The 19523-nt window shown below is 41.1% G+C and carries 23 protein-coding genes; 14 read left to right on the top strand and 9 right to left on the bottom strand.

Annotation, left to right across the window (positions count from 1 at the left end):
- Positions 1 to 135: 135 nt before the first annotated feature.
- Both ABFU83_RS10455 and ABFU83_RS10460 read right to left on the bottom strand, forming a co-directional pair.
- Positions 136 to 369, bottom strand: a complete 234-nt coding sequence (locus ABFU83_RS10455; RefSeq protein ID WP_347070209.1) for a hypothetical protein — start codon at positions 367 to 369, stop codon at positions 136 to 138.
- A 17-nt stretch (positions 370 to 386) separates the two neighbouring features.
- Positions 387 to 1559, bottom strand: a complete 1173-nt coding sequence (locus ABFU83_RS10460) for a THUMP domain-containing protein (protein ID WP_347065764.1) — start codon at positions 1557 to 1559, stop codon at positions 387 to 389.
- A gap of 185 nt (positions 1560 to 1744) precedes the next feature.
- Between ABFU83_RS10460 and ABFU83_RS10465 the strand changes: the two genes are divergently transcribed.
- Genes ABFU83_RS10465 through ABFU83_RS10495 form a run of 7 tightly spaced genes read left to right on the top strand, consistent with a single transcriptional unit; the run spans position 1745 to position 6040 of the window.
- Positions 1745 to 2476: a class I SAM-dependent methyltransferase gene (locus tag ABFU83_RS10465; protein WP_347065766.1), complete on the top strand. Its 732-nt coding sequence runs from the start codon at positions 1745 to 1747 to the stop codon at positions 2474 to 2476.
- 4 nt (positions 2477 to 2480) lie between these two features.
- Positions 2481 to 3182 (top strand): ZIP family metal transporter, encoded by a 702-nt coding sequence (locus ABFU83_RS10470; protein WP_347070210.1) that lies wholly within the window; start codon positions 2481 to 2483, stop codon positions 3180 to 3182.
- 39 nt (positions 3183 to 3221) lie between these two features.
- Positions 3222 to 4046: an N-acetylmuramic acid 6-phosphate etherase gene (gene murQ, locus ABFU83_RS10475; protein WP_347065768.1), complete on the top strand. Its 825-nt coding sequence runs from the start codon at positions 3222 to 3224 to the stop codon at positions 4044 to 4046.
- A 2-nt stretch (positions 4047 to 4048) separates the two neighbouring features.
- The gene (locus tag ABFU83_RS10480) at positions 4049 to 4267 is read left to right on the top strand and encodes a DUF6095 family protein (protein ID WP_136402494.1); all 219 of its coding nucleotides are present in this window, start codon (positions 4049 to 4051) and stop codon (positions 4265 to 4267) included.
- Between the two features lie 7 nt (positions 4268 to 4274).
- On the top strand, positions 4275 to 4850 hold the full coding sequence (locus ABFU83_RS10485) for a DUF1572 family protein (RefSeq protein WP_347065770.1): 576 nt from the start codon (positions 4275 to 4277) through the stop codon (positions 4848 to 4850).
- Positions 4847 to 5218 carry a DNA topoisomerase IV gene (locus tag ABFU83_RS10490; RefSeq protein ID WP_347065771.1) on the top strand — a complete coding sequence of 124 codons (372 nt, stop codon included), beginning with the start codon at positions 4847 to 4849 and terminating at the stop codon, positions 5216 to 5218. The genes ABFU83_RS10485 and ABFU83_RS10490 overlap by 4 nt, the downstream gene beginning before the upstream one ends.
- Positions 5219 to 5269: 51 nt before the next feature.
- The gene (locus tag ABFU83_RS10495) at positions 5270 to 6040 is read left to right on the top strand and encodes a TerC family protein (protein ID WP_347065772.1); all 771 of its coding nucleotides are present in this window, start codon (positions 5270 to 5272) and stop codon (positions 6038 to 6040) included.
- Positions 6041 to 6129: 89 nt separating this feature from the next.
- Here ABFU83_RS10495 and ABFU83_RS10500 read toward each other — a convergent pair whose 3' ends face one another.
- The 6 genes from ABFU83_RS10500 to ychF form a co-directional block, all read right to left on the bottom strand.
- Positions 6130 to 8784, bottom strand: coding sequence for a DNA gyrase/topoisomerase IV subunit A (locus ABFU83_RS10500; protein ID WP_347065774.1), 2655 nt, complete (start codon positions 8782 to 8784; stop codon positions 6130 to 6132).
- Between the two features lie 37 nt (positions 8785 to 8821).
- Complete coding sequence (locus ABFU83_RS10505) at positions 8822 to 10678, bottom strand: DNA topoisomerase IV subunit B (protein ID WP_347065775.1); 1857 nt, start codon at positions 10676 to 10678, stop codon at positions 8822 to 8824.
- A gap of 107 nt (positions 10679 to 10785) precedes the next feature.
- Entirely contained in the window at positions 10786 to 11091 is a 306-nt protein-coding gene (locus ABFU83_RS10510; protein ID WP_347065777.1) for a hypothetical protein, read from the bottom strand.
- Positions 11091 to 11783 carry a TIGR02117 family protein gene (locus ABFU83_RS10515; protein WP_347065779.1) on the bottom strand — a complete coding sequence of 231 codons (693 nt, stop codon included), beginning with the start codon at positions 11781 to 11783 and terminating at the stop codon, positions 11091 to 11093. The genes ABFU83_RS10510 and ABFU83_RS10515 overlap by 1 nt, the downstream gene beginning before the upstream one ends.
- 51 nt (positions 11784 to 11834) lie before the next feature.
- Positions 11835 to 12362, bottom strand: a complete 528-nt coding sequence (locus tag ABFU83_RS10520; RefSeq protein ID WP_347065780.1) for an NAD(P)H-dependent oxidoreductase — start codon at positions 12360 to 12362, stop codon at positions 11835 to 11837.
- 114 nt (positions 12363 to 12476) lie between these two features.
- Positions 12477 to 13571, bottom strand: coding sequence for a redox-regulated ATPase YchF (gene ychF / locus ABFU83_RS10525; protein WP_347065781.1), 1095 nt, complete (start codon positions 13569 to 13571; stop codon positions 12477 to 12479).
- Positions 13572 to 13750: 179 nt separating this feature from the next.
- On the opposite strand from ychF, the gene ABFU83_RS10530 reads away from it, so the two are divergent.
- Positions 13751 to 14293: a hypothetical protein gene (locus ABFU83_RS10530; protein WP_136402484.1), complete on the top strand. Its 543-nt coding sequence runs from the start codon at positions 13751 to 13753 to the stop codon at positions 14291 to 14293.
- 51 nt (positions 14294 to 14344) lie between these two features.
- On the opposite strand, the gene ABFU83_RS10535 is transcribed toward ABFU83_RS10530, so the two are convergent.
- Positions 14345 to 14695 (bottom strand): 4Fe-4S dicluster domain-containing protein, encoded by a 351-nt coding sequence (locus tag ABFU83_RS10535; protein ID WP_136402483.1) that lies wholly within the window; start codon positions 14693 to 14695, stop codon positions 14345 to 14347.
- 60 nt (positions 14696 to 14755) lie between these two features.
- Between ABFU83_RS10535 and ABFU83_RS10540 the strand changes: the two genes are divergently transcribed.
- The 6 genes from ABFU83_RS10540 (at position 14756) to ABFU83_RS10565 (ending at position 19506) form a co-directional block, all read left to right on the top strand.
- Positions 14756 to 15814 carry an acyl-CoA reductase gene (locus tag ABFU83_RS10540; protein ID WP_347065784.1) on the top strand — a complete coding sequence of 353 codons (1059 nt, stop codon included), beginning with the start codon at positions 14756 to 14758 and terminating at the stop codon, positions 15812 to 15814.
- A gap of 67 nt (positions 15815 to 15881) precedes the next feature.
- Positions 15882 to 16283, top strand: a complete 402-nt coding sequence (locus tag ABFU83_RS10545; RefSeq protein WP_136402481.1) for a phosphoheptose isomerase — start codon at positions 15882 to 15884, stop codon at positions 16281 to 16283.
- An 8-nt stretch (positions 16284 to 16291) separates the two neighbouring features.
- Positions 16292 to 17362 carry a 3-phosphoserine/phosphohydroxythreonine transaminase gene (gene serC / locus ABFU83_RS10550; RefSeq protein WP_347065786.1) on the top strand — a complete coding sequence of 357 codons (1071 nt, stop codon included), beginning with the start codon at positions 16292 to 16294 and terminating at the stop codon, positions 17360 to 17362.
- Positions 17363 to 17384: 22 nt separating this feature from the next.
- Positions 17385 to 18344, top strand: coding sequence for a D-2-hydroxyacid dehydrogenase (locus tag ABFU83_RS10555; protein WP_347065788.1), 960 nt, complete (start codon positions 17385 to 17387; stop codon positions 18342 to 18344).
- Positions 18345 to 18398: 54 nt separating this feature from the next.
- Positions 18399 to 18956: a hypothetical protein gene (locus ABFU83_RS10560; protein WP_347065790.1), complete on the top strand. Its 558-nt coding sequence runs from the start codon at positions 18399 to 18401 to the stop codon at positions 18954 to 18956.
- 103 nt (positions 18957 to 19059) lie between these two features.
- A complete protein-coding gene (locus tag ABFU83_RS10565) occupies positions 19060 to 19506 on the top strand; it encodes a DUF6146 family protein (RefSeq protein ID WP_347065792.1) in 447 nt (148 codons plus the stop codon).
- Positions 19507 to 19523: the final 17 nt, after the last annotated feature.

The raw sequence follows: 19523 nt of genomic DNA on the forward strand, positions 1-19523 counted from the left end.
AAGAAAGTACATCTAACTTATAACAGGGCAAAAAAAGACAGACATGGGAAAATAAATCCGTCCTGAAATCAATGGTCTAAGCCACCTATTTCAGGACGGATTCGGATATAAAAAATCCCGGTTCCCCGGGATTTTTTATTTAATTTCTTTGATACCTTTTACAAAGATCCATTTCATAAAAAGCCGTTCGCCATCGTTGGTTTTTACGGCCTGGAATTTCGGTGCCAGTATTGTCGCTACTACAAAAGCGGTAACCGGAATCCAGTATCCCTGCAAATGAGTATAGGTTCCAACCAGGTAGCGAAACAGAATAAATAAGATTGCAAATGCCGTTAACTGGTATACAAATGCTTTGGTTTTAGGTGCCATTGCCATACTAATATTGTTTAATTATTATCCTTATCGTTATTTTGAAACTTGGTACGCTTACTACCTTCATACATTTCGTACTTTACAAATCGGGTTTCCAGCTTACCGTTAAACAGTTTGATTTTACGCGATGGTTTTAAACCGACAAACTTCAATGCTTCAATGTTAGCCGTAATAAACCAGGCATTCGTTCCCGGATAATGCTGTTTTAACGTATCTCCGATTTCGCGGTAAAAACGTTCCATTTCGATATCCAATCGCTCTCCATAAGGCGGGTTAAACACCATGTGCAACGGTCCGCGGGTTTCTTTTTCGGTTTCAAAAAAGTTAGCCTGCGAAATACTCACATATTCATCGAGGTTCGCATTGCGAATATTGTCTTTGGCTTTCATTACCGCCGACGGTGCTTTATCGTATCCTTTTATCGTATAATGAAATTCACGGGTCTTTTTCATCAGGGAATTCATGATCTGATCAAACAACTCATTATCCCAATCGTTCCAACGTTCGAAAGCAAATTCTTTTCGGTTGATATTCGCCGGAATATTACAGGCTATCATCGCGGCTTCGGCCAGAAGCGTACCACTTCCGCACATCGGATCCAGAAAATCACCCTGACCATCCCATCCGGACAATAACAGCATTCCCGCTGCCAATACTTCGTTGATTGGGGCAATATTCGTAGCGGTTTTATAACCACGGTGGTGTAACGAATCGCCCGAACTGTCTAATGATACTGTACACTGATCATTCTGAATATGAACATTGATCCGCAAATCCGGGAAATCCTTATTGATATTCGGACGCTTTCCAAATCGGTCGCGATACTGGTCTACTATCGCATCTTTGGTTTTTAACGCTGCAAACTGCGAATGGCTGAAATAATCGGAGTGTAAGGTTACGTCTACTACAAATGATTGGTGTACCGATAAGTACTGCGACCAGTCGATAGACTGGATTCCTTTATAAAGACTTAGTTCGTTGACTGCTCTAAAATGGTGGATTGGTTTTAAAATTTTCAGTGCTGTACGAAGGGACAAATTGGCTTTATACATAAATCCGGTGTCACCTACAAAACTAACCATACGGGTACCCTGCTCTACTTTTTGAGCGCCTAATACCTGCAATTCTTTTGCTAATATTTCTTCGAAGCCAAAAAAAGTTTTGGCTACCATTTTAAAGTCTTTCATTTGATACTAAAATTCCTATAAATATATCATAATTTCCAATCCTTGCAGTGCAATTTTGGAATTACATCCGCAAAAATACACTAAATTTGTTGGCTTAAGTAAAAGTTAACTTACTTTCGTTTATCCGACCCGAATAAATAGTATTTTTAATCGGGTTTAAATTAAATATTTTGAAATTAAAAGAAATGCAAAAAGATACTACCACCTGGTATGCTTCCTGGTTTGATACACCTTATTATCATATTCTATATAAAGATCGTGATTATACCGAAGCCCAGTTGTTTATGGACAATTTAACCCATTACCTAAACCTGCCGGACAATGCCAAAATCCTGGATCTGGCCTGCGGTAAAGGGCGCCATTCCGTTTATCTGAACCAGTTGGGCTATGATGTAACTGGCGCCGATTTATCGGAAAACAGTATAAAAACGGCTTCCGAACACGCGAATGATACTCTTCACTTTGAAGTACACGATATGCGGATTCCCTTTGATCAAAAATTTGACGCCATTTTTAATCTTTTTACCAGCTTTGGTTATTTTGAAAATGACGAGGATAATCTGACCACCTTAAACGCAATTAAGGAGAGTTTAACAGACTATGGTTTTGCCGTGATTGACTTTATGAATGTAACCCATGTGATAGACAATCTGGTTCCGGAAGAAGTGAAAAGTGTAGACGGTATTGATTTCCACATCAAACGTTATGTGAAAGATAATCATATTTTTAAAGAAATTGATTTTGACGATAACGGGGAACATTTCCACTTTACGGAAAAAGTAAAAGCACTGACACTACAGGATTTTGAAACCATGATGGAAGAAGTCGGTATCTTTTTACTGGATGTCTTTGGCGATTATAAACTCCGTAAATTCTTAAAAAACGATTCTGAACGTCTGATAATGATCTTTAAATAGTATGATGCCTTATCTTATTCCCCTGCTTTCGGTAATCCTCGGTTATGGAGCGGCTACGTTCTTTAGTCCGAAAAACAAAAAGAACCTGAAGTTGCTTCTGGCTTTCAGCGGATCGTTTCTGTTGGCACTAACCGTATCGCATTTATTGCCGGAGGTTTATTTGGCCGATGCGGGACATAATCACGACGGACATGATCATGCGCATAGCCCGGTTGGCTTGTTTATCATGGTCGGAATCGTATTTCAGATCATTTTGGAATATTTTTCCAAAGGTGCCGAACACGGTCATGTTCACGGTCACGAAACCATGCACCATATTCCCTGGTCGTTGTTTATCAGTTTGTGTTTGCATGCCTTACTCGAAGGACTACCGGTTAGTCATCATCACGATATGGCCTGGGGAATCGCCATCCACCACTTTCCGATTGCCATTATTCTGACGACCTTTTTTATCAATTCGCACTTAAATCGTAAGGCTATTTTTGTCTTTATGATGGTATTTGCCTGTATGACGCCGCTAGGAACCTTTTTGTCCGAATATCTACCATTTGTCAATCAGTATTATACCGAAATTTCAGCTATTGTAATCGGTATCTTATTTCATATTTCTTCTACTATCATTTTTGAAAGTAGCGAAGGCCATAAATTTAACCTGGCGAAGCTTACCGCTATCGTTTTGGGTATCATTCTGGCTTATTTTATGTAACTTTACGCTTATTCATAGTATCTAAAAATCAGGTTACCGATGTCATTTACACGTACCACCGAACAAGCTTCAAAATACGAACATCTGGAAAAGATGTCGGTTTCGGAACTGTTAACGAATATCAATAACGAGGACAAAACCGTACCGTTGGCGGTCGAAAAGGCACTGCCACAAATTGAAGCTCTGGTTACAGAAATCGTTTCCAAAATGAAAATGGGCGGCCGGTTGTTTTATATTGGCGCCGGTACTTCCGGAAGACTTGGTATTGTGGATGCCTCAGAATGTCCGCCTACGTTTGGCGTGCCGTTCGATTGGGTAATCGGTTTGATTGCCGGTGGCGATATGGCCATCCGCAAAGCCGTTGAATTTGCCGAAGACGACCGCGAACAGGCCTGGAAAGATCTTTCGGAATGGAATATCAATCCAAATGATGTGGTAGTGGGAATTGCCGCATCGGGTACGACTCCTTATGTAATTGGAGGCCTCGAAAAATGCAATACCAACGGTATCGCAACCGGATGCATTACCTGTAATCAGGGAAGTCCGCTGGCCGAAACCGCCCGTTTACCTATAGAAGTAGTCGTAGGACCGGAATTTGTAACGGGTAGTTCCCGTATGAAAGCCGGAACCGCGCAAAAACTGGTTTTAAATATGCTTTCTACCGCTACCATGATACAATTAGGGAAAGTAAAAGGCAATAAAATGGTCGACATGCAACTGAGTAATCACAAGCTGGTAGACCGTGGTATCCGTATGATCATGAGTGAAATTGATGTCCCGTATGAAGTGGCACAACAATTACTCGAAACACATCAAAACGTCCGGAAAGCCATCGAAAGCTATCACAATACTAATACAAAATAATCATGGCCAACAAAAAAGTATTAAACAGAGGAATTCGCTATCTGGCAATGGCACTTCCCTTGTTATTTATAGGTCCTGTCATCATCCACAGTTCGTTTAAAAACCAAAACAATCCAATGTTTTATCCGGTTTTAGGTTTTGGAATCGTAGTATGTCTTACGGCAATGTGGTTTATGTTTTTAGGATTACGAACCGTAACAAACAGTATTTTCGACAAATAGTATCCCTATGGAAATCAATAAGCAATATCTCGAAAGCGTACAGAAACAGTTTCTGTATTACAAAACCATTGCCGATAAAGCGATGGCACAACTCGAACCGGAACAATTGTCCGTCGCACTAAACGACAATACCAATTCGATTGCTACGATTATAAAACACCTTTCCGGAAATATGCTTTCAAGGTGGACCGATTTCCTGACGACCGACGGTGAAAAGGAAGGACGTAACCGCGATTCCGAATTCGAAGAAACGATAATAGACAAAGAAACGCTGCTAGAAATCTGGGAAAAAGGATGGAATTGTCTTTTCGAAGCTTTAAAAAGTCTTACACCCGATCAGCTTTCCAATGTTATTTATATCCGAAATGAAGGCCATACGGTAGTCGAAGCCATTAATCGTCAATTGGCGCATTATCCATATCACATTGGTCAAATTGTGTTCTACGCAAAACTACTCAAAAAAGGAGAATGGAACAGTTTGTCTATTCCTAAAAACAAATCCAACGACTATAACGCCGATAAATTTTCAAAAGATAAAACCATCCGGAATTTTACCGACGATGAATTAAAACGATTACAATGAAAAAATTTGCTTTAGCCTTATTGCCTTTTATCCTTACTTCCTGCTACAATCAGGAGCGCAACTGTAACGATTATAAAACCGGAAAATTCGAATTCACACAGGAAATCAACGGAAAACCAATGAAGTCCGTTTTTGAGCGTACCGAAAATCAACAAATCGAAACCTTCAATGGCAAAACCGATACGGCTTCGATCCGCTGGATTAATAATTGTGAGTTTGTATTGCAAAAAATACATCCGAAAAATATGCAGGACAAAAAAGCAATTAGCATGAAGATCCTGACAACCAATGCAAAAGGCTATACTTTTGAATATTCTTTTGTGGGCGACACAAAAAAACAAAAGGGAACTGTAACAAAAATCGATTAGTTTACGTTTAATAGCTGAATTTAAACCAAAAACAATAAATCAAAACTACAAATGGAAGTATTCTTAAACCCTGATGCATGGGTAGCCCTGTTAACCTTAACGTTTCTTGAAATCGTATTGGGGATCGACAACATTATCTTTATCTCTATCGTTACCGGTAAGCTACCGGAAGACAAACGTAAAAAAGCAACCCGAATCGGTTTGTTTCTGGCCATGTTTATGCGAATCGGTTTATTATTTGGTATTACATTGCTAATCGCCATGAAAGAACCTTTATTTAGTGTGGATTGGGGATGGTTCCAGGGGCATTTTACCGGACAGGCGTTGATTTTATTCCTGGGAGGTATGTTCCTGATTTATAAGAGTACGAAAGAAATCCATGAAAAAGTAGATCATAAAGGTGAAGAAGAGCACAATGTAAAAAGTGCGGCTGCCAAATCGTTTGGAAGTGTTATCGTTCAAATCCTTTTAATTGACCTGATTTTCTCGGTAGATAGTATTCTAACGGCTGTCGGAATGACCAACGGTATTACCGGAGCTTTAACGATTATGATCACTGCTGTCATAATATCAGTCGGTGTAATGATGTTATTTGCCGTTCCGGTAGGTAATTTTGTAAATGCCAATCCGTCGATACAGATTTTAGGTCTGGCGTTCTTAATCCTGATCGGGTTTATGCTAATGACGGAGAGTATGCACTTGTCTGAAGCGACATTAGCCGGACAACATATCGGTGCCGTTCCAAAAGGTTATCTCTACTTTGCCATTGCGTTCTCACTGGCCGTGGAGTTTATCAATATGAAAATCCGAAAAAGAAAATAATAAAAAAGTCCTCAATATTGAGGACTTTTTTATTGCAGTATTTTGATTACACCTGACAGGTTTCGAAAACCTGTCAGGTGTTGACTATATTAATCCAGACTCAGCGTAATCTGTCCGTCATCGTCCAGTTGTACGTTTCCTTCTTCAAGCAAAACATTCTCTTCTTCTTTTACTTCAATTTCTTCCGGAATTTCTTCTACCGGTGGTTCATACGGCAGTGATTCCAGTAGGTTCACCTGCTTTAGCTTGTCGGTAGTCAATTGATTTCCTAATGCTTTGATTCCTTTTACGGCGATAAATTGTTCCAGATCGATAGTCTGATTCTCTTTTTGTACGCCTTTTACTTTTGCAAATACGATTTCGGCCACCGGTCGGTAGTCAGTTGAAACGATTTCCAATTGCGAATTCGGATGTTCGGAAATAAAAACCTCCTCCTTATTCTCATTTTCAATCAGGAACCGTTTTACGTAATACCGTTCTTTCTCTCCATCAAAATAAATCGCGGAAATCGGTTTTTTAGGGATCCATTTTTCCAGTACAACCATATCTTCTTCAAAATGAGTTGTTAGTTCCGGTATAATGGTTTTTAGTTTTCCGGACTGGTTAATGATCAACAATCTGTCGTTTGGTCGGAATTCACCCAGTAATTCCCCTCTTCCATCTACATTCAAACGCTGTACCGTATCGTCAAACCAGATACGACGTGGTTTTAAGGTTGAAATTCCCTTCTCTTTTAACTCGATCTTTTTAATCGGATATTTGGTAACGGTATTTCCTTTACTCGCCCGTCCTTTAATGGCTAACGTAGCAAAATCAAGGTCGAATTTCAGTTTTTTAACACTTCCAACCTGACGCAATAATACGGTCACTACTTCAGCTTCTCCATTCGGATTGTGCGAAAAATAGAGTACCTGCGAACCTTTGGCTCCATTGGTCAGATCGTATAATTTGTCGCGGGTTACGCCCGAAACATTAAAGCGTTTTATATAAGACGGCCCTGATTTTCCGTCACGGTAAATCATATTGTATATTGTCCGTTTGTCGTTTTTATCAAAAACGGAAATATGGATAATATCCTTTCCAACGAATTTTTTATCGTCGACTTTGGTAATCATCATATTTCCATCCCGAAGGAAAACGATCACGTCATCAATATCGGAACAATCGCCAACGTATTCGTCTTTTTTAAGCCCGGTACCCAAAAATCCTTCTTCGCGGTTCACATATAATTTGGTGTTTCGTAAAACCACTTTGGTCGCTTCGATCGTATCAAAACTACGCAGTTCCGTCCGACGCTCTCTTCCTTTTCCGTATTTTTCTTTTAAGCGGGTAAAATAAGCAATCGCAAAATCGATCAGGTGTGCCAAATCGTGTTTAACCTGTGCGATTTCGCCTTCCAATGCATCGATTTTTTCCTGTGCTTTTTCAATATCGAATTTCGAAATACGCTTGATGCGAATCTCCGTCAAACGAACAATGTCTTCTTCGGTAACCGCTCGCTTCAGATGGGCTACGTGTGGCGCCAATCCTTTATCGATCGCTTTGATTACCCCTTCCCAGGTTTCTTCTTCCTCGATAAGGCGGTAAATTCTGTTTTCGATAAAGATGCGTTCCAACGACGCAAAATGCCATTGCTCTTCGAGTTCTTCCAACTGAATTTCCAATTCTTTTTTCAGTAAATCGACCGTGCGTGCCGTGGAAACGCGTAGCATATCGGACACTCCGGTGAACAACGGTTTGTTATCCTGGATCACACATCCCAACGGTGCCAGTGAGGTTTCACAACCGGTAAACGCATATAAGGCGTCAATCATTTTATCCGGCGATACGCCTGGCGGAAGATGGATCAGAATTTCCACTTCGGCAGCGGTATTGTCCTCGATTTTTTTGATCTTGATTTTCCCTTTATCGTTGGCTTTTAGAATACTGTCGATTAGCGTAGTCGTATTGGTCGAAAACGGAATCTGTGTAATGACAAGCGTTTGCTTGTCCAACTGCGCTATTTTCGCACGAACGCGTACCCGTCCGCCGCGCATACCGTCGTTATAGCCCGAAATATCGGCAATACCGGCCGTTGGAAAATCCGGATACAAGGTAAACGGTTTTCCTTTTAATATTTTTATAGACGCATCGATCAGTTCATTAAAGTTATGAGGTAATACTTTGGTCGAAAGTCCAACAGCAATCCCTTCTCCTCCCTGCGCCAACAACAACGGAAATTTAACCGGAAGGTTGATCGGTTCGTTCCGTCTTCCGTCGTACGACAATTGCCAGTGGGTTATTTTAGGTGAATAGAGTACTTCCAACGCAAATTTACTCAATCGCGCCTCGATATAACGGGAAGCCGCCGCACCGTCGCCGGTAAGGATGTTCCCCCAGTTTCCTTGCGTGTCTATGAGTAGGTCTTTCTGACCGATTTGCACCATGGCATCACCAATACTCGCGTCACCGTGCGGATGGTACTGCATCGTATGTCCAACCACATTGGCTACTTTGTTATACCGCCCGTCGTCCAGCTCTTTCATCGAGTGCATGATACGGCGCTGTACGGGCTTAAATCCGTCTTCAATGGCCGGAACCGCACGCTCCAGAATTACATACGACGCATAATCCAGAAACCAGTCCTTATACATTCCGGTTACCTTGGTAATCGTATCGTTACTGTCTGCCGACTCCTGATTTTCGTAAAAATGTTCGCCCTGAAACTGACCTTCTTCTATAGGATCTAAATTTTCTTCGTCCATTTATTTTCTTTTCAGCAATTGAAATTTGAAATTCACTTTATTTATCTTCTACTACATCCAATTCCACTTTCAGGTTTTTGATGATAAACTCCTGACGGTCGGGTGTGTTTTTTCCCATATAGAATTCGAGTAAACGCTCGATCGAGGTCGCTTTGTCCAACATTACCGGATCCAGGCGGATGTCTTCTCCGATAAAATATTTAAACTCGTCCGGCGAAATCTCTCCTAATCCTTTGAATCGGGTTATTTCGGGTTTTGGTTTTAGTTTTTCTATGGCTGCTACCCGTTCCTCCTCGCTATAACAATAGATCGTCTCTTTTTTGTTCCGCACCCGGAATAACGGCGTTTGCAGTATGTATAAATGTCCTTCTTTGATCAGTTCCGGGAAAAATTGCAAAAAGAATGTGATTAATAATAAACGGATGTGCATTCCGTCGACATCGGCATCGGTTGCGATTACAATGTTGTTGTAACGCAAATCCCCCATATCTTCCTCAATGTTTAAAGCAGCCTGCAACAGGTTAAACTCTTCGTTTTCGTATACGATCTTTTTTGTCATACCGTAGGAGTTTAACGGTTTTCCTCGTAAACTGAACACGGCCTGCGTATTGACATCTCTGGATTTGGTGATCGACCCGGAAGCCGAATCCCCCTCGGTGATAAACAGTGTACTTTCGAGGTAACGTGGGTTTTTGATGTCGGTTAAATGCACCCGGCAATCGCGTAGCTTCCGGTTGTGCAAACTCGCTTTTTTAGCTCTTTCTTTGGCCAGTTTACGGATACCGGACAATTCTTTCCGTTCGCGTTCGGCTTGTAAAATCTTGCGGAGTAAGGCATCGGCAATTTCCGGATTTTTATGCAGGAAATTGTCGAGTTTGGTTTTTACAAAATCGTTTACATAGGTACGCACCGTTGGCATATCCGGCCCCATATCGGTCGAACCCAATTTGGTTTTGGTTTGCGATTCGAAAACCGGTTCCTCTACTTTTACCGAGATCGCCGAAACGATGGATTTCCGAACATCAGATGCCTCAAAGTTTTTATTATAAAACTCTTTTATCGTGCGGACAATTGCTTCCCGGAAAGCTCCTAAATGGGTTCCTCCCTGTGTAGTGTTTTGTCCGTTTACGAACGAATAGTATTCTTCGGAATATTGTGTTTTGCTATGCGTAATGGCGACTTCGATATCGTCTCCTTTCAAATGGATGATCGGATAGATCATGTCTTCTTCGGAAATATTTTCTTCCAACAAGTCTTTTAATCCGTTATCGGAATAAAACTTTTCGCCATTGTACACGATCGTAAGCCCCGTATTCAGATAGCAATAGTTTTTAAGCATTTTAATAATATACTCGTTACGGTATTTGTAATGCTTAAAAATAGTCTCGTCGGCCACAAAGCTAACCTTGGTTCCTTTGCGTTTTGTGGTTTCCACAACATCTTCTTCCAACGTTAGGTTACCGCCCGAGAATTCAGCGGCTTTTTGTTGGTTATCCCGAACGGATTCCACACGAAAATAGGTCGACAAGGCATTAACCGCCTTGGTTCCCACCCCGTTTAATCCGACCGATTTTTTAAATGCTTTGGAGTCGTACTTTCCTCCTGTATTCATTTTGGAAACCACATCGATCACTTTCCCCAACGGGATTCCACGTCCGTAATCACGAACGGTCACCATTTTGTCTTTTACCGTGACTTCAATGGTTTTTCCGGCGCCCATTACAAACTCGTCGATACAGTTATCCAGGACTTCTTTCAGAAGGATGTAAATACCGTCGTCCGGCGAAGATCCGTCTCCAAGTTTCCCGATATACATTCCGGGACGCATACGGATATGTTCTTTCCAATCGAGTGAACGTATGTTGTCTTCGGTGTACTGATTTTGCTCTAGCATAAAGAAATTTCGGATTTTCTGCTAATATAACATTTCTACCGAAAAAATGAAAGTACGCCCGGATAAAGTTATCAAACGATTTCAGTAACTTTTTGATTATCTGATGATCAAAATAATTGAAGTTTATATACCGTTAGTGACAGTATAAAAATGGCGATGCAAAATAAAATCGGTAGTAATGCCAGAATAATCCATAACGCCTTTGGTTGTAATTCAGTTGCCGAAATCATTTCCCGCGTGGTTGACACCGAAGCAAAAACCGAGACAAACAATAAGGCCGCCGCGAGATATTTCATCACCGTAAAAACTACTTTTAACTGCGGATCGAACTGGAAGTCTTTTCCGATAAAATAAGCCAAGAAACTGGCAAAAAAGAGCAAAAGCAGGTAGAGTGTATTTTTCTTTAATTTCATTATTTTTCTTTTTCGTAATGGTAAAAAATTCCTTTGTCGTAAACCGTCCATAAACAGGCTTTCTGCTGTCCGGCTTTTAGAGCGTTATTCGCCCAGGTATTACAGGTATAAAACAGATTATAAGCCCCTTTTGCTTCGTAAAAAGCATCGTTTTTACCATAACTATACCCTGTTATCCATTGTAATTTCCCGTCGGAATTTCGCTTAAAACTCCCGGCTATATATGCGGTTAACTGTTGGTATTCCGCTTGTGTAAGCAGCAATTTGCGACAATCGTTTCCTTCCTTTATTTTTCTGTAAAAAGTAGTATGCATCGCCGACGATCCGAGTCCGGAAATAGCCTTAAAAGCCGTACTTGCTTTTAAATCCGACCATTCGGGCGTATCGAGATAAAAACCTTTATCACCCCATCCAAAGGCGATATAATTCGCAATACTGTCCTGCGATCGGGTATGCCCGAAACGAATTTCCCGCGTCCAGTCGACGATAGCGTTTTTAACCGGAACAACAATATCTGTATGCACGCCATTCGTCATAATATAAACGGGAATTTCAGCAGCATCATGTGTTCTATCTGAATTAACAGGAATCCGCGACAACAGCAGTACCGCCACTATATACACGATTACAAAAGCGATGCTTCCAAGCAGGAACCGGAATACAATTTGAAGGCTCTTTTTAACGATTTTCATACGGTTCGCAATTACGTTTTAAAAACCTCTTCAAATTACAGGCCGCTTTTATCAGAATGCGAATTCCTTTACAATATCTTTTATCTGATTATCATATAAAATATTGGATATCTGAACTTTATCTACATCAAAATTTTCATAAAAACTCGGCAATGAGAACGTTGCTATGATATTGGCACCGTATCGCGGCAGGTTGTTTTTTGCAATTTCCAAAACACTGGCACCACCTCGTCCGCCGGGTGATGTCGCCATCAATAATAAGGGTCTGTCCTGAAAAACATCTTTGTGTTTACGCGAACACCAGTCGAAAATATTTTTAAAAGCAACCGAATAATTCCCATTATTTTCGGCCAAAGAAACCACCAGAAGCTGAGCACTTCCTATTTTTTCCAAAAAATCCACAGCCTGCTTTGGGTGTCCGATTTCCTTTTCCAAATCAACACTGAAAACCGGCAAGGCATAATCGTTTAAATCCAAAACTTCGATATCGGCATTTTCGAATAAATGCGCGACATAGGTTGCTAATTTCTTATTAATGGAGCTATGGCTGTTACTCCCGCCGAAAGCAATTATTTTCATAGGTTCACGTTTTTTTTGATATCTGTGTTAAAAGTAACAATAATGCCAGAAGTCCACAAAAAAAGGTGCTATAAAAACAGCACCTTTATATTATAGTAGTATCGGAATAAAAACTTATACGTTAAAACGGAAGTGCATTACATCACCATCTTTTACGATATATTCTTTTCCTTCAACACGTAGTTTTCCCGCTTCTTTTACTTTGGCTTCCGATCCGAAATTCACATAATCGTCATAGGCGATTACTTCGGCACGGATAAATCCTTTTTCGAAATCCGTATGGATTACACCGGCTGCTTTTGGCGCCGTGTCTCCAATATTGATTGTCCACGCACGTACTTCTTTTACACCCGCCGTAAAATACGTCTGTTGGTTTAGTAATTTATAGGCCGCACGAATTAACACAGACGACCCCGGTTCTTTTAACCCTAAATCTTCCAGGAACATTTTACGTTCTTCGTAGGTTTCCAACTCGGTAATATCGGCTTCGGTTCCAACCGCCAAAACGATTACCTCAGCGTTTTCATCTTTTACCAGTTCGCGAACCTGATCCACATAGGCATTTCCGGTTGCTGCAGCACCTTCGTCAACATTACAAACATACAATACCGGTTTGGCCGTGATCAATTGAAAACCTTCCATCAAAACCTCTTCGTCATTGGTTTGCGGCACTACGGTACGCGCTGATTTGGCAGCCAACAAGGCTTCACGGATGCGGCTTAGCAATCCTTCTTCCACCTGTGCTTCTTTATTTCCTGTTTTAGCCGCTTTTTTTACTTTTTCAAGTCTTTTTTCAACGGTTTCAAGATCTTTTAACTGTAATTCGATATCGATTGTTTCTTTATCGCGGATCGGGTTTACACTTCCGTCTACGTGAACAATGTTATCGTTATCAAAACAACGCAATACGTGAATAATTGCATTACACTCGCGGATATTTCCTAAGAACTGGTTCCCCAATCCTTCTCCTTTGCTCGCTCCTTTTACCAGACCGGCGATATCTACGATATCCACAGTAGCCGGTTGCACGCGCTCCGGTTGTACCAGCTCTTCCAGTTTTTCCAATCGCGGATCCGGTACGTTTACCACTCCGATATTAGGTTCGATCGTACAAAACGGAAAGTTAGCACTTTGCGCTTTGGCATTTGACAAACAATTGAACAAGGTTGATTTTCCTACATTTGGTAATCCTACAATTCCGGCTTTCATAATTTGCGTTTTAAAAAGTCTGCAAATATATTGATTATTACCTAAAAGTCAACCTATTTCCGTTTAACATTTGATCATCTGTTCTATAGATTTTTATAAAAATTTTAATACAATTTGTTTAATTTTTACACCGCAATAGCTTATATTTGTTAAATAGTAACCTTAAAATAAAAAATAATATGAAAAAATCGATTTTAAGTTTGATATTACTAGCTTTCTCAGCGTGCCTATACGCTCAGAATACCAACGTGCAATCGGAAGTAAAAACAACGGTTCGTACCGTTAAAGATTCCGACGGAGAACGCAAAATTGTAAAAACGGAGGAACTGGATAAAGTTCAGGACGTTGAACTAAAAGATGCCAATTCCAAATCGTTAAACAAAGAAATGAAACTGGGACCAACTCAGGTGATGTCTAAAGTTCAGGTTACTGTAGACGGGGTTACCCGTTATGTAGACGTAGACCGTTCGGCTTATTATACCTATAATGGTCAACGTTATCAGGTAATGCTGGATAAAGTAGGTTATGTTATCATGAATCCCGATACTAAAAAACAATTGGGTATTCTTCGCGAAACATCTCTGACCAACCACTATATCATGAAAGCTAAAAATAAAATTTCAACAGGATATTTTGACGGAAACGGAAACCTGATCATGGAAACCTACGATCCGAAAACAGACACTATGATTATTGAAAAAGCCGAAATCATTCGGAATTAATACTCTCAAAAAAAAGCAAAACCCTCTGAACATTCAGAGGGTTTTGTATTTTTATTCGTTGTGTAAAAACGACTGTCGTTGTAAAAGTACTTCTTCGCTTTCCACGTGGTTATCGTCCGGAACACAACAGTCAACCGGGCAAACCGCTGCACATTGTGGTTCTTCGTGAAACCCTTTACATTCGGTACACTTTCCGGGAACGATATAATAAATATCATCCGAAATAGGCGTTTGCGCCGCTTCCGCATCGATTTCCGTTCCGTCCGGAAGTACAATTTTACCGGTTAGTTTTGTACCATCTTTATAGCGCCAATCGTCGGCTCCTTCATAGATCGCAGTATTCGGGCACTCTGGTTCGCAAGCCCCGCAATTGATACATTCGTCTGTTATAATGATTGCCATAGCTAATTTTATTATTTTTGCACAAAATTACAATCAAAACCATTCATAAACAAATCAGACATGAGACAAAGCGATAAAAAAGCAAGTTTTATTGAATTAGGCACCTTTTTAAGTCAATTCACTGCAAACGGCAACACGCCCAATCCGGCGGTAAAACACAACGATCGTTTTTATGACGCTTTTATCGACTTGATCCATCTGTCGCAATCCCATAACGGGTGGTTTACGCCCGAACAGGTTTACTTTGCGCTACAATCCTGGGCCAAAGCTCTGACCGAATCCAATATCGAGCAATGGTTATCCCGATATGATTTCCCGGATCACCAACCCAAAACCGTAGGATTGATCCTGGCCGGAAATATCCCGTTGGTCGGATTTCACGATTTTTTATCGGTGGTACTATCCGGTCATAAAGTATTGGTCAAAATGTCATCCAACGATCAGAAATTATTACCGTTTCTGGCAAAATACCTGATTGCCGTGAATCCGGAACTGGAATCTTATATTACGTTTACCGAAGGCAAACTGGAAAATTTCGATGCTGTAATCGCTACCGGAAGCAATAATACCGCACGCTATTTTGAATATTATTTTAAAGACAAACCGAATATCATCCGTAAAAACAGAAATTCCGTAGCCGTTCTAAACGGAAACGAAACCAAAGAAGACCTGATCAACCTTGGCGAGGATATTTTCCGCTATTTTGGCTTAGGATGTCGTAACGTATCAAAACTTTTTTTACCCAAAGGATATGATTTTAAATTGTTTTTTGAAGCGATGTTCGAATACGGCGACATCATCCACTACGAAAAATACGCCAATAACTACGATTATAACAAAGCCGTATTCCTGATGAGTCGGTTTGAACTGCTCGATAACGAGTTTATGACTCTAAAGGAAGACAGCAGCTATGCCTCGCCTATTTCGTCAGTTTTTTATGAATATTACGATTCGCCCGAAAATCTGAAATCCCGACTGGAAGCCGATAAAGACCAACTGCAATGCATCGTTTCAAACGGTATCATTTCCGACAGTATTTCTTTCGGTCAGACCCAGAAACCAAAGCTTTGGGACTATGCCGATAACGTAGACACTATCGATTTCCTGATAAAGATCTAACTTTTAGCAATGTTTTTGTGATTACGAGCATTTTTTTTAGGAAATTTACGCTCCTAAACACACTTCAATGCAACTAGAACACAAAGACAATGTTAGTCCTGTTTTAAAAGACGGGATTAAAAACTACCTCATTGATATCGACGGTACAATTACCGACGATATTCCAAACGAGGAACCGGAACGAATGGCAACCTGCCTACCTTTTCCCGATGCGCTGGAAACCATCAACAAATGGTATGACGAAGGTCATATAATTTGCTTTTTTACCTCGCGAACCGAAGCACACCGTGAGGTTACTGAACAATGGCTTCAAAAACACGGCTTCCGGTATCACAGTATCCTGATGGGTAAACCGCGTGGCGGCAACTACCACTGGATCGACAATCATTTAGTTAAAGCAACCCGCTACAACGGTAAGTTTACCGATCTTGTAGATAAAGAGGTTGTAATTCAGGTTTTCAAAGATTAATGCTACAAATGAAAAAACACAATTTCAGTGCAGGTCCCTGCATTTTACCACAAGAAGTATTTCAAAAAGCCTCCGAAGCCGTTTTAGATTTTAACGGTACCGGTTTATCCGTATTAGAAATTTCACATCGTAGCAAAGAATTTGTCGCCGTAATGGAAGAAGCCCGTGCGTTGGCACTCGATCTTTTAGGACTTAGCGGAAAAGGCTATCACGCTGTATTTTTACAAGGCGGCGCCAGTATGGAATTCCTGCGCGTTCCCTACAACTTGATGACCGTAAACGGTAAAGCGGCCTACCTTGACACCGGAACCTGGGCGAGCGGTGCGATTAAAGAAGCCAAAGCTTTTGGTGAAACCACAGTAGTCGCTTCCTCCAAACCTGAAAATTATAATTATATCCCGAAAACATTCGAAATTCCGACCGATGCCGATTATTTTCACTGTACGAGCAACAATACAATATACGGTACGCAAATGAACTCCTTTCCGGAAACCAATGTTCCGTTGGTCTGCGACATGAGTTCCGATATCTTTTCCCGTACACTGGACTTTTCAAAATTTGATCTGATTTATGCCGGAGCGCAAAAAAATATGGGCCCTGCCGGAACAACATTAGTTGTGATCAAAGAAGGTCTGCTAAATAAAACCGGACGATCCATTCCCAATATCCTAAACTACCAACAGCATATCGACAAAGAGAGCATGTACAATACGCCTCCTGTTTTTGCGGTTTACACCTCGTTGCTAACGCTGAAATGGTTGCAAAATCTGGGCGGAATTCCGGCTATCGAAAAAATAAACGAAGCAAAAGCAGCGCTGTTATATAACGAAATCGACCGTAATCCTTTGTTTAAAGGAACGGCTGCGACAGAAGATCGTTCGAAAATGAATGCTACTTTTTTACTCGAAAACGAAGCCCATACAGCACTTTTCGACAATTTATGGAAAAACGCCGGTGTATCCGGACTCAACGGACACCGTTCCGTGGGTGGTTACCGCGCATCGATGTACAACGCTTTACCATTGGAAAGCGTACAGGTTTTAGTCGACGCCATGAAAGAATTAGAACGAATTGCCTAACGAATTTAATGACACCCAACATATGAAAGTATTAGCGAACGACGGTCTGTCTCAAAGCGGTATCAAGGCTTTGGAAGCAGGCGGTTTTGAAGTAATCACGACCAAAGTAGCCCAGGAACAGGTTGCCAATTATATCAACAAACATCTAATCGACGTAGTATTAGTGCGCAGTGCCACTAAAATACGAAAAGACATCATCGACAGCTGTCCGACCTTAAAAGTGATTGGTCGCGGCGGTGTTGGAATGGATAATATCGACGTGGCTTATGCCCGTGAAAAAGGATTACATGTCATCAATACTCCGGCAGCCTCTTCCGAATCGGTGGCCGAACTTGTTTTTGCCCATCTGTTTTCCGGAGCGCGCTTTTTGCACGATGCCAATCGGAATATGCCTTTGGATGGCGATACGCAGTTTAACAGCCTGAAAAAAGCCTATGCCAACGGAATCGAATTACGCGGCAAAACGATCGGAATTATCGGTTTCGGACGTATTGGCCGTGAAGTGGCTCGTATGGCCTTAGGTTTGGGTATGAAAGTCATTGCTACTGATAAATATGTGGAAGAAGCAACCATTAAAGTCGACTTCTACAATGGTCAGTTTATCAATGTCGACATCGAAACGGAACCAATGGAAGATGTGTTACGTCATTCGGATTTTATCAGCTTACACGTTCCTGCTCAGGACGATTACATTATCGGGAAAGCCGAATTTGACCTGATGAAACAGGATGTCGGTATCATTAATTGTGCCCGTGGTGGTGTGATCGACGAAGTGGCACTTATTGACGCTTTGGAAGACGAAAAAGTACTCTTTGCCGGATTGGATGTTTTTGAAGAAGAACCCACTCCTGCCATTCAGGTATTGATGCATCCAAAGATTTCCCTAACGCCGCATATCGGAGCAGCCACACTGGAAGCACAGGAGCGTATCGGAACCGAACTGGCCGAACAGATTATCAGTTTATTAAAAAATGATGCCTAATCAGGGCAATTGTTTTTTTGCGTACATTTGATAAGCAACTCTAAATCAAACGCTATGCTCGAACAATTAACGCAATTAGTACAGCAATATGGTGGTGAAGCCATAGTTAAAAACGAGGCTATCCCGAACGAATTAAACCAGGAAGTCATGCAACAAGCCGGAAGTTCGATCTTTAGCGGACTGCAAAAAATGGCTTCCGAAGGAAATATGGATCAATTAGCCGGGCTGTTTCAGGGTAATAATGCCGCATCGGATTCCAATCCGGTGGTACAACAATTATCCGAGCAACTTACCGGTGATCTGGGACAAAAATTCGGATTGAGCACGGAAGCCGCTTCGGGTGTGGCCGGTAGTTTGATTCCAAATGTCCTAGGTTCGTTGATCAATAAAGCAAAAGACCCGAGCCAGAAAGGTTTTGAAATTTCCGATATTGTAAATTCAATTTCCGGTGGAAACGGTAGCTCCGGACTTATGGATGCCATTTCCAAATATGGCGGACAATTTGGTTTGGATCAGAACAACGACGGAAAAGTGGATATGAGCGACGCCATGGCAGCCGTAACCAAAAAAGGCGGAATTGGCGGAATTTTTGGAAAACTTTTCGGAAGATAAAATCATATCATTTTATAGAAAGCCGGGTAATCACCCGGCTTTTTTTTGTTAAAAACAGTGGCTATCCTACACATTTTTAGTATTTTTATAGGAAAACAATCCTATGAAAAAGCTTCTTTACTCCGGAATTTTGTTTTTCCTGATTGTTCTCTGGAGTTGTAATACACCCAGACCCGTTACCGCGGCCGATCGCGCCGAAATTGATCCGACAGCTACAACGAATGACACCATTCGTATCGCTAATGACGAATTGCAATACGAGATCATCATTATCGATCCCGGTTTTAATTCCTGGCTAATTGCCAGAGCCAAACCAAGAGGTTTTTATGATCAAAAATATCTGGAGGTGCGGAATCTTGATTGGGTAACCGGATGGAATACCCACGTTACAGGTTTAAAGCCGGGACAAGAGAATTTATTTACCATGAACATCGATTATAACAGTGGTACCGATTATGGTTATGAAGTGAACTATTTACTCTATAATTATTTAGTCTATTTCCAATTAAAAAACAATATTCGCCTCGGAGGCTTTGCGCCGCGACCATAAAAATTGTATTTTTGAGC

Origin of the sequence: Flavobacterium sp. WV_118_3, from assembly GCF_039778605.1 — a bacterium.
Lineage (GTDB): Bacteria > Bacteroidota > Bacteroidia > Flavobacteriales > Flavobacteriaceae > Flavobacterium.

What these genes read in the sequence shown, in the direction of transcription:
- ABFU83_RS10530 (WP_136402484.1), top strand. Translation starts at nt 13,751, where the DNA reads ATGAAAAAATCGATTTTAAGTTTGATATTACTAGCTTTCTCAGCGTGC.
- ychF (WP_347065781.1), bottom strand. Translation starts at nt 13,571, where the DNA reads ATGAAAGCCGGAATTGTAGGATTACCAAATGTAGGAAAATCAACCTTG.
- ABFU83_RS10510 (WP_347065777.1), bottom strand. Translation starts at nt 11,091, where the DNA reads ATGAAATTAAAGAAAAATACACTCTACCTGCTTTTGCTCTTTTTTGCC.
- ABFU83_RS10470 (WP_347070210.1), top strand. Translation starts at nt 2,481, where the DNA reads ATGCCTTATCTTATTCCCCTGCTTTCGGTAATCCTCGGTTATGGAGCG.
- ABFU83_RS10535 (WP_136402483.1), bottom strand. Translation starts at nt 14,695, where the DNA reads ATGGCAATCATTATAACAGACGAATGTATCAATTGCGGGGCTTGCGAA.
- ABFU83_RS10515 (WP_347065779.1), bottom strand. Translation starts at nt 11,783, where the DNA reads ATGAAAATCGTTAAAAAGAGCCTTCAAATTGTATTCCGGTTCCTGCTT.
- ABFU83_RS10555 (WP_347065788.1), top strand. Translation starts at nt 17,385, where the DNA reads ATGAAAGTATTAGCGAACGACGGTCTGTCTCAAAGCGGTATCAAGGCT.
- murQ (WP_347065768.1), top strand. Translation starts at nt 3,222, where the DNA reads ATGTCATTTACACGTACCACCGAACAAGCTTCAAAATACGAACATCTG.
- ABFU83_RS10455 (WP_347070209.1), bottom strand. Translation starts at nt 369, where the DNA reads ATGGCACCTAAAACCAAAGCATTTGTATACCAGTTAACGGCATTTGCA.
- ABFU83_RS10465 (WP_347065766.1), top strand. Translation starts at nt 1,745, where the DNA reads ATGCAAAAAGATACTACCACCTGGTATGCTTCCTGGTTTGATACACCT.
- ABFU83_RS10540 (WP_347065784.1), top strand. Translation starts at nt 14,756, where the DNA reads ATGAGACAAAGCGATAAAAAAGCAAGTTTTATTGAATTAGGCACCTTT.
- ABFU83_RS10565 (WP_347065792.1), top strand. Translation starts at nt 19,060, where the DNA reads ATGAAAAAGCTTCTTTACTCCGGAATTTTGTTTTTCCTGATTGTTCTC.
- ABFU83_RS10500 (WP_347065774.1), bottom strand. Translation starts at nt 8,784, where the DNA reads ATGGACGAAGAAAATTTAGATCCTATAGAAGAAGGTCAGTTTCAGGGC.
- ABFU83_RS10480 (WP_136402494.1), top strand. Translation starts at nt 4,049, where the DNA reads ATGGCCAACAAAAAAGTATTAAACAGAGGAATTCGCTATCTGGCAATG.
- serC (WP_347065786.1), top strand. Translation starts at nt 16,292, where the DNA reads ATGAAAAAACACAATTTCAGTGCAGGTCCCTGCATTTTACCACAAGAA.
- ABFU83_RS10495 (WP_347065772.1), top strand. Translation starts at nt 5,270, where the DNA reads ATGGAAGTATTCTTAAACCCTGATGCATGGGTAGCCCTGTTAACCTTA.
- ABFU83_RS10560 (WP_347065790.1), top strand. Translation starts at nt 18,399, where the DNA reads ATGCTCGAACAATTAACGCAATTAGTACAGCAATATGGTGGTGAAGCC.
- ABFU83_RS10485 (WP_347065770.1), top strand. Translation starts at nt 4,275, where the DNA reads ATGGAAATCAATAAGCAATATCTCGAAAGCGTACAGAAACAGTTTCTG.
- ABFU83_RS10490 (WP_347065771.1), top strand. Translation starts at nt 4,847, where the DNA reads ATGAAAAAATTTGCTTTAGCCTTATTGCCTTTTATCCTTACTTCCTGC.
- ABFU83_RS10460 (WP_347065764.1), bottom strand. Translation starts at nt 1,559, where the DNA reads ATGAAAGACTTTAAAATGGTAGCCAAAACTTTTTTTGGCTTCGAAGAA.
- ABFU83_RS10520 (WP_347065780.1), bottom strand. Translation starts at nt 12,362, where the DNA reads ATGAAAATAATTGCTTTCGGCGGGAGTAACAGCCATAGCTCCATTAAT.
- ABFU83_RS10545 (WP_136402481.1), top strand. Translation starts at nt 15,882, where the DNA reads ATGCAACTAGAACACAAAGACAATGTTAGTCCTGTTTTAAAAGACGGG.
- ABFU83_RS10505 (WP_347065775.1), bottom strand. Translation starts at nt 10,678, where the DNA reads ATGCTAGAGCAAAATCAGTACACCGAAGACAACATACGTTCACTCGAT.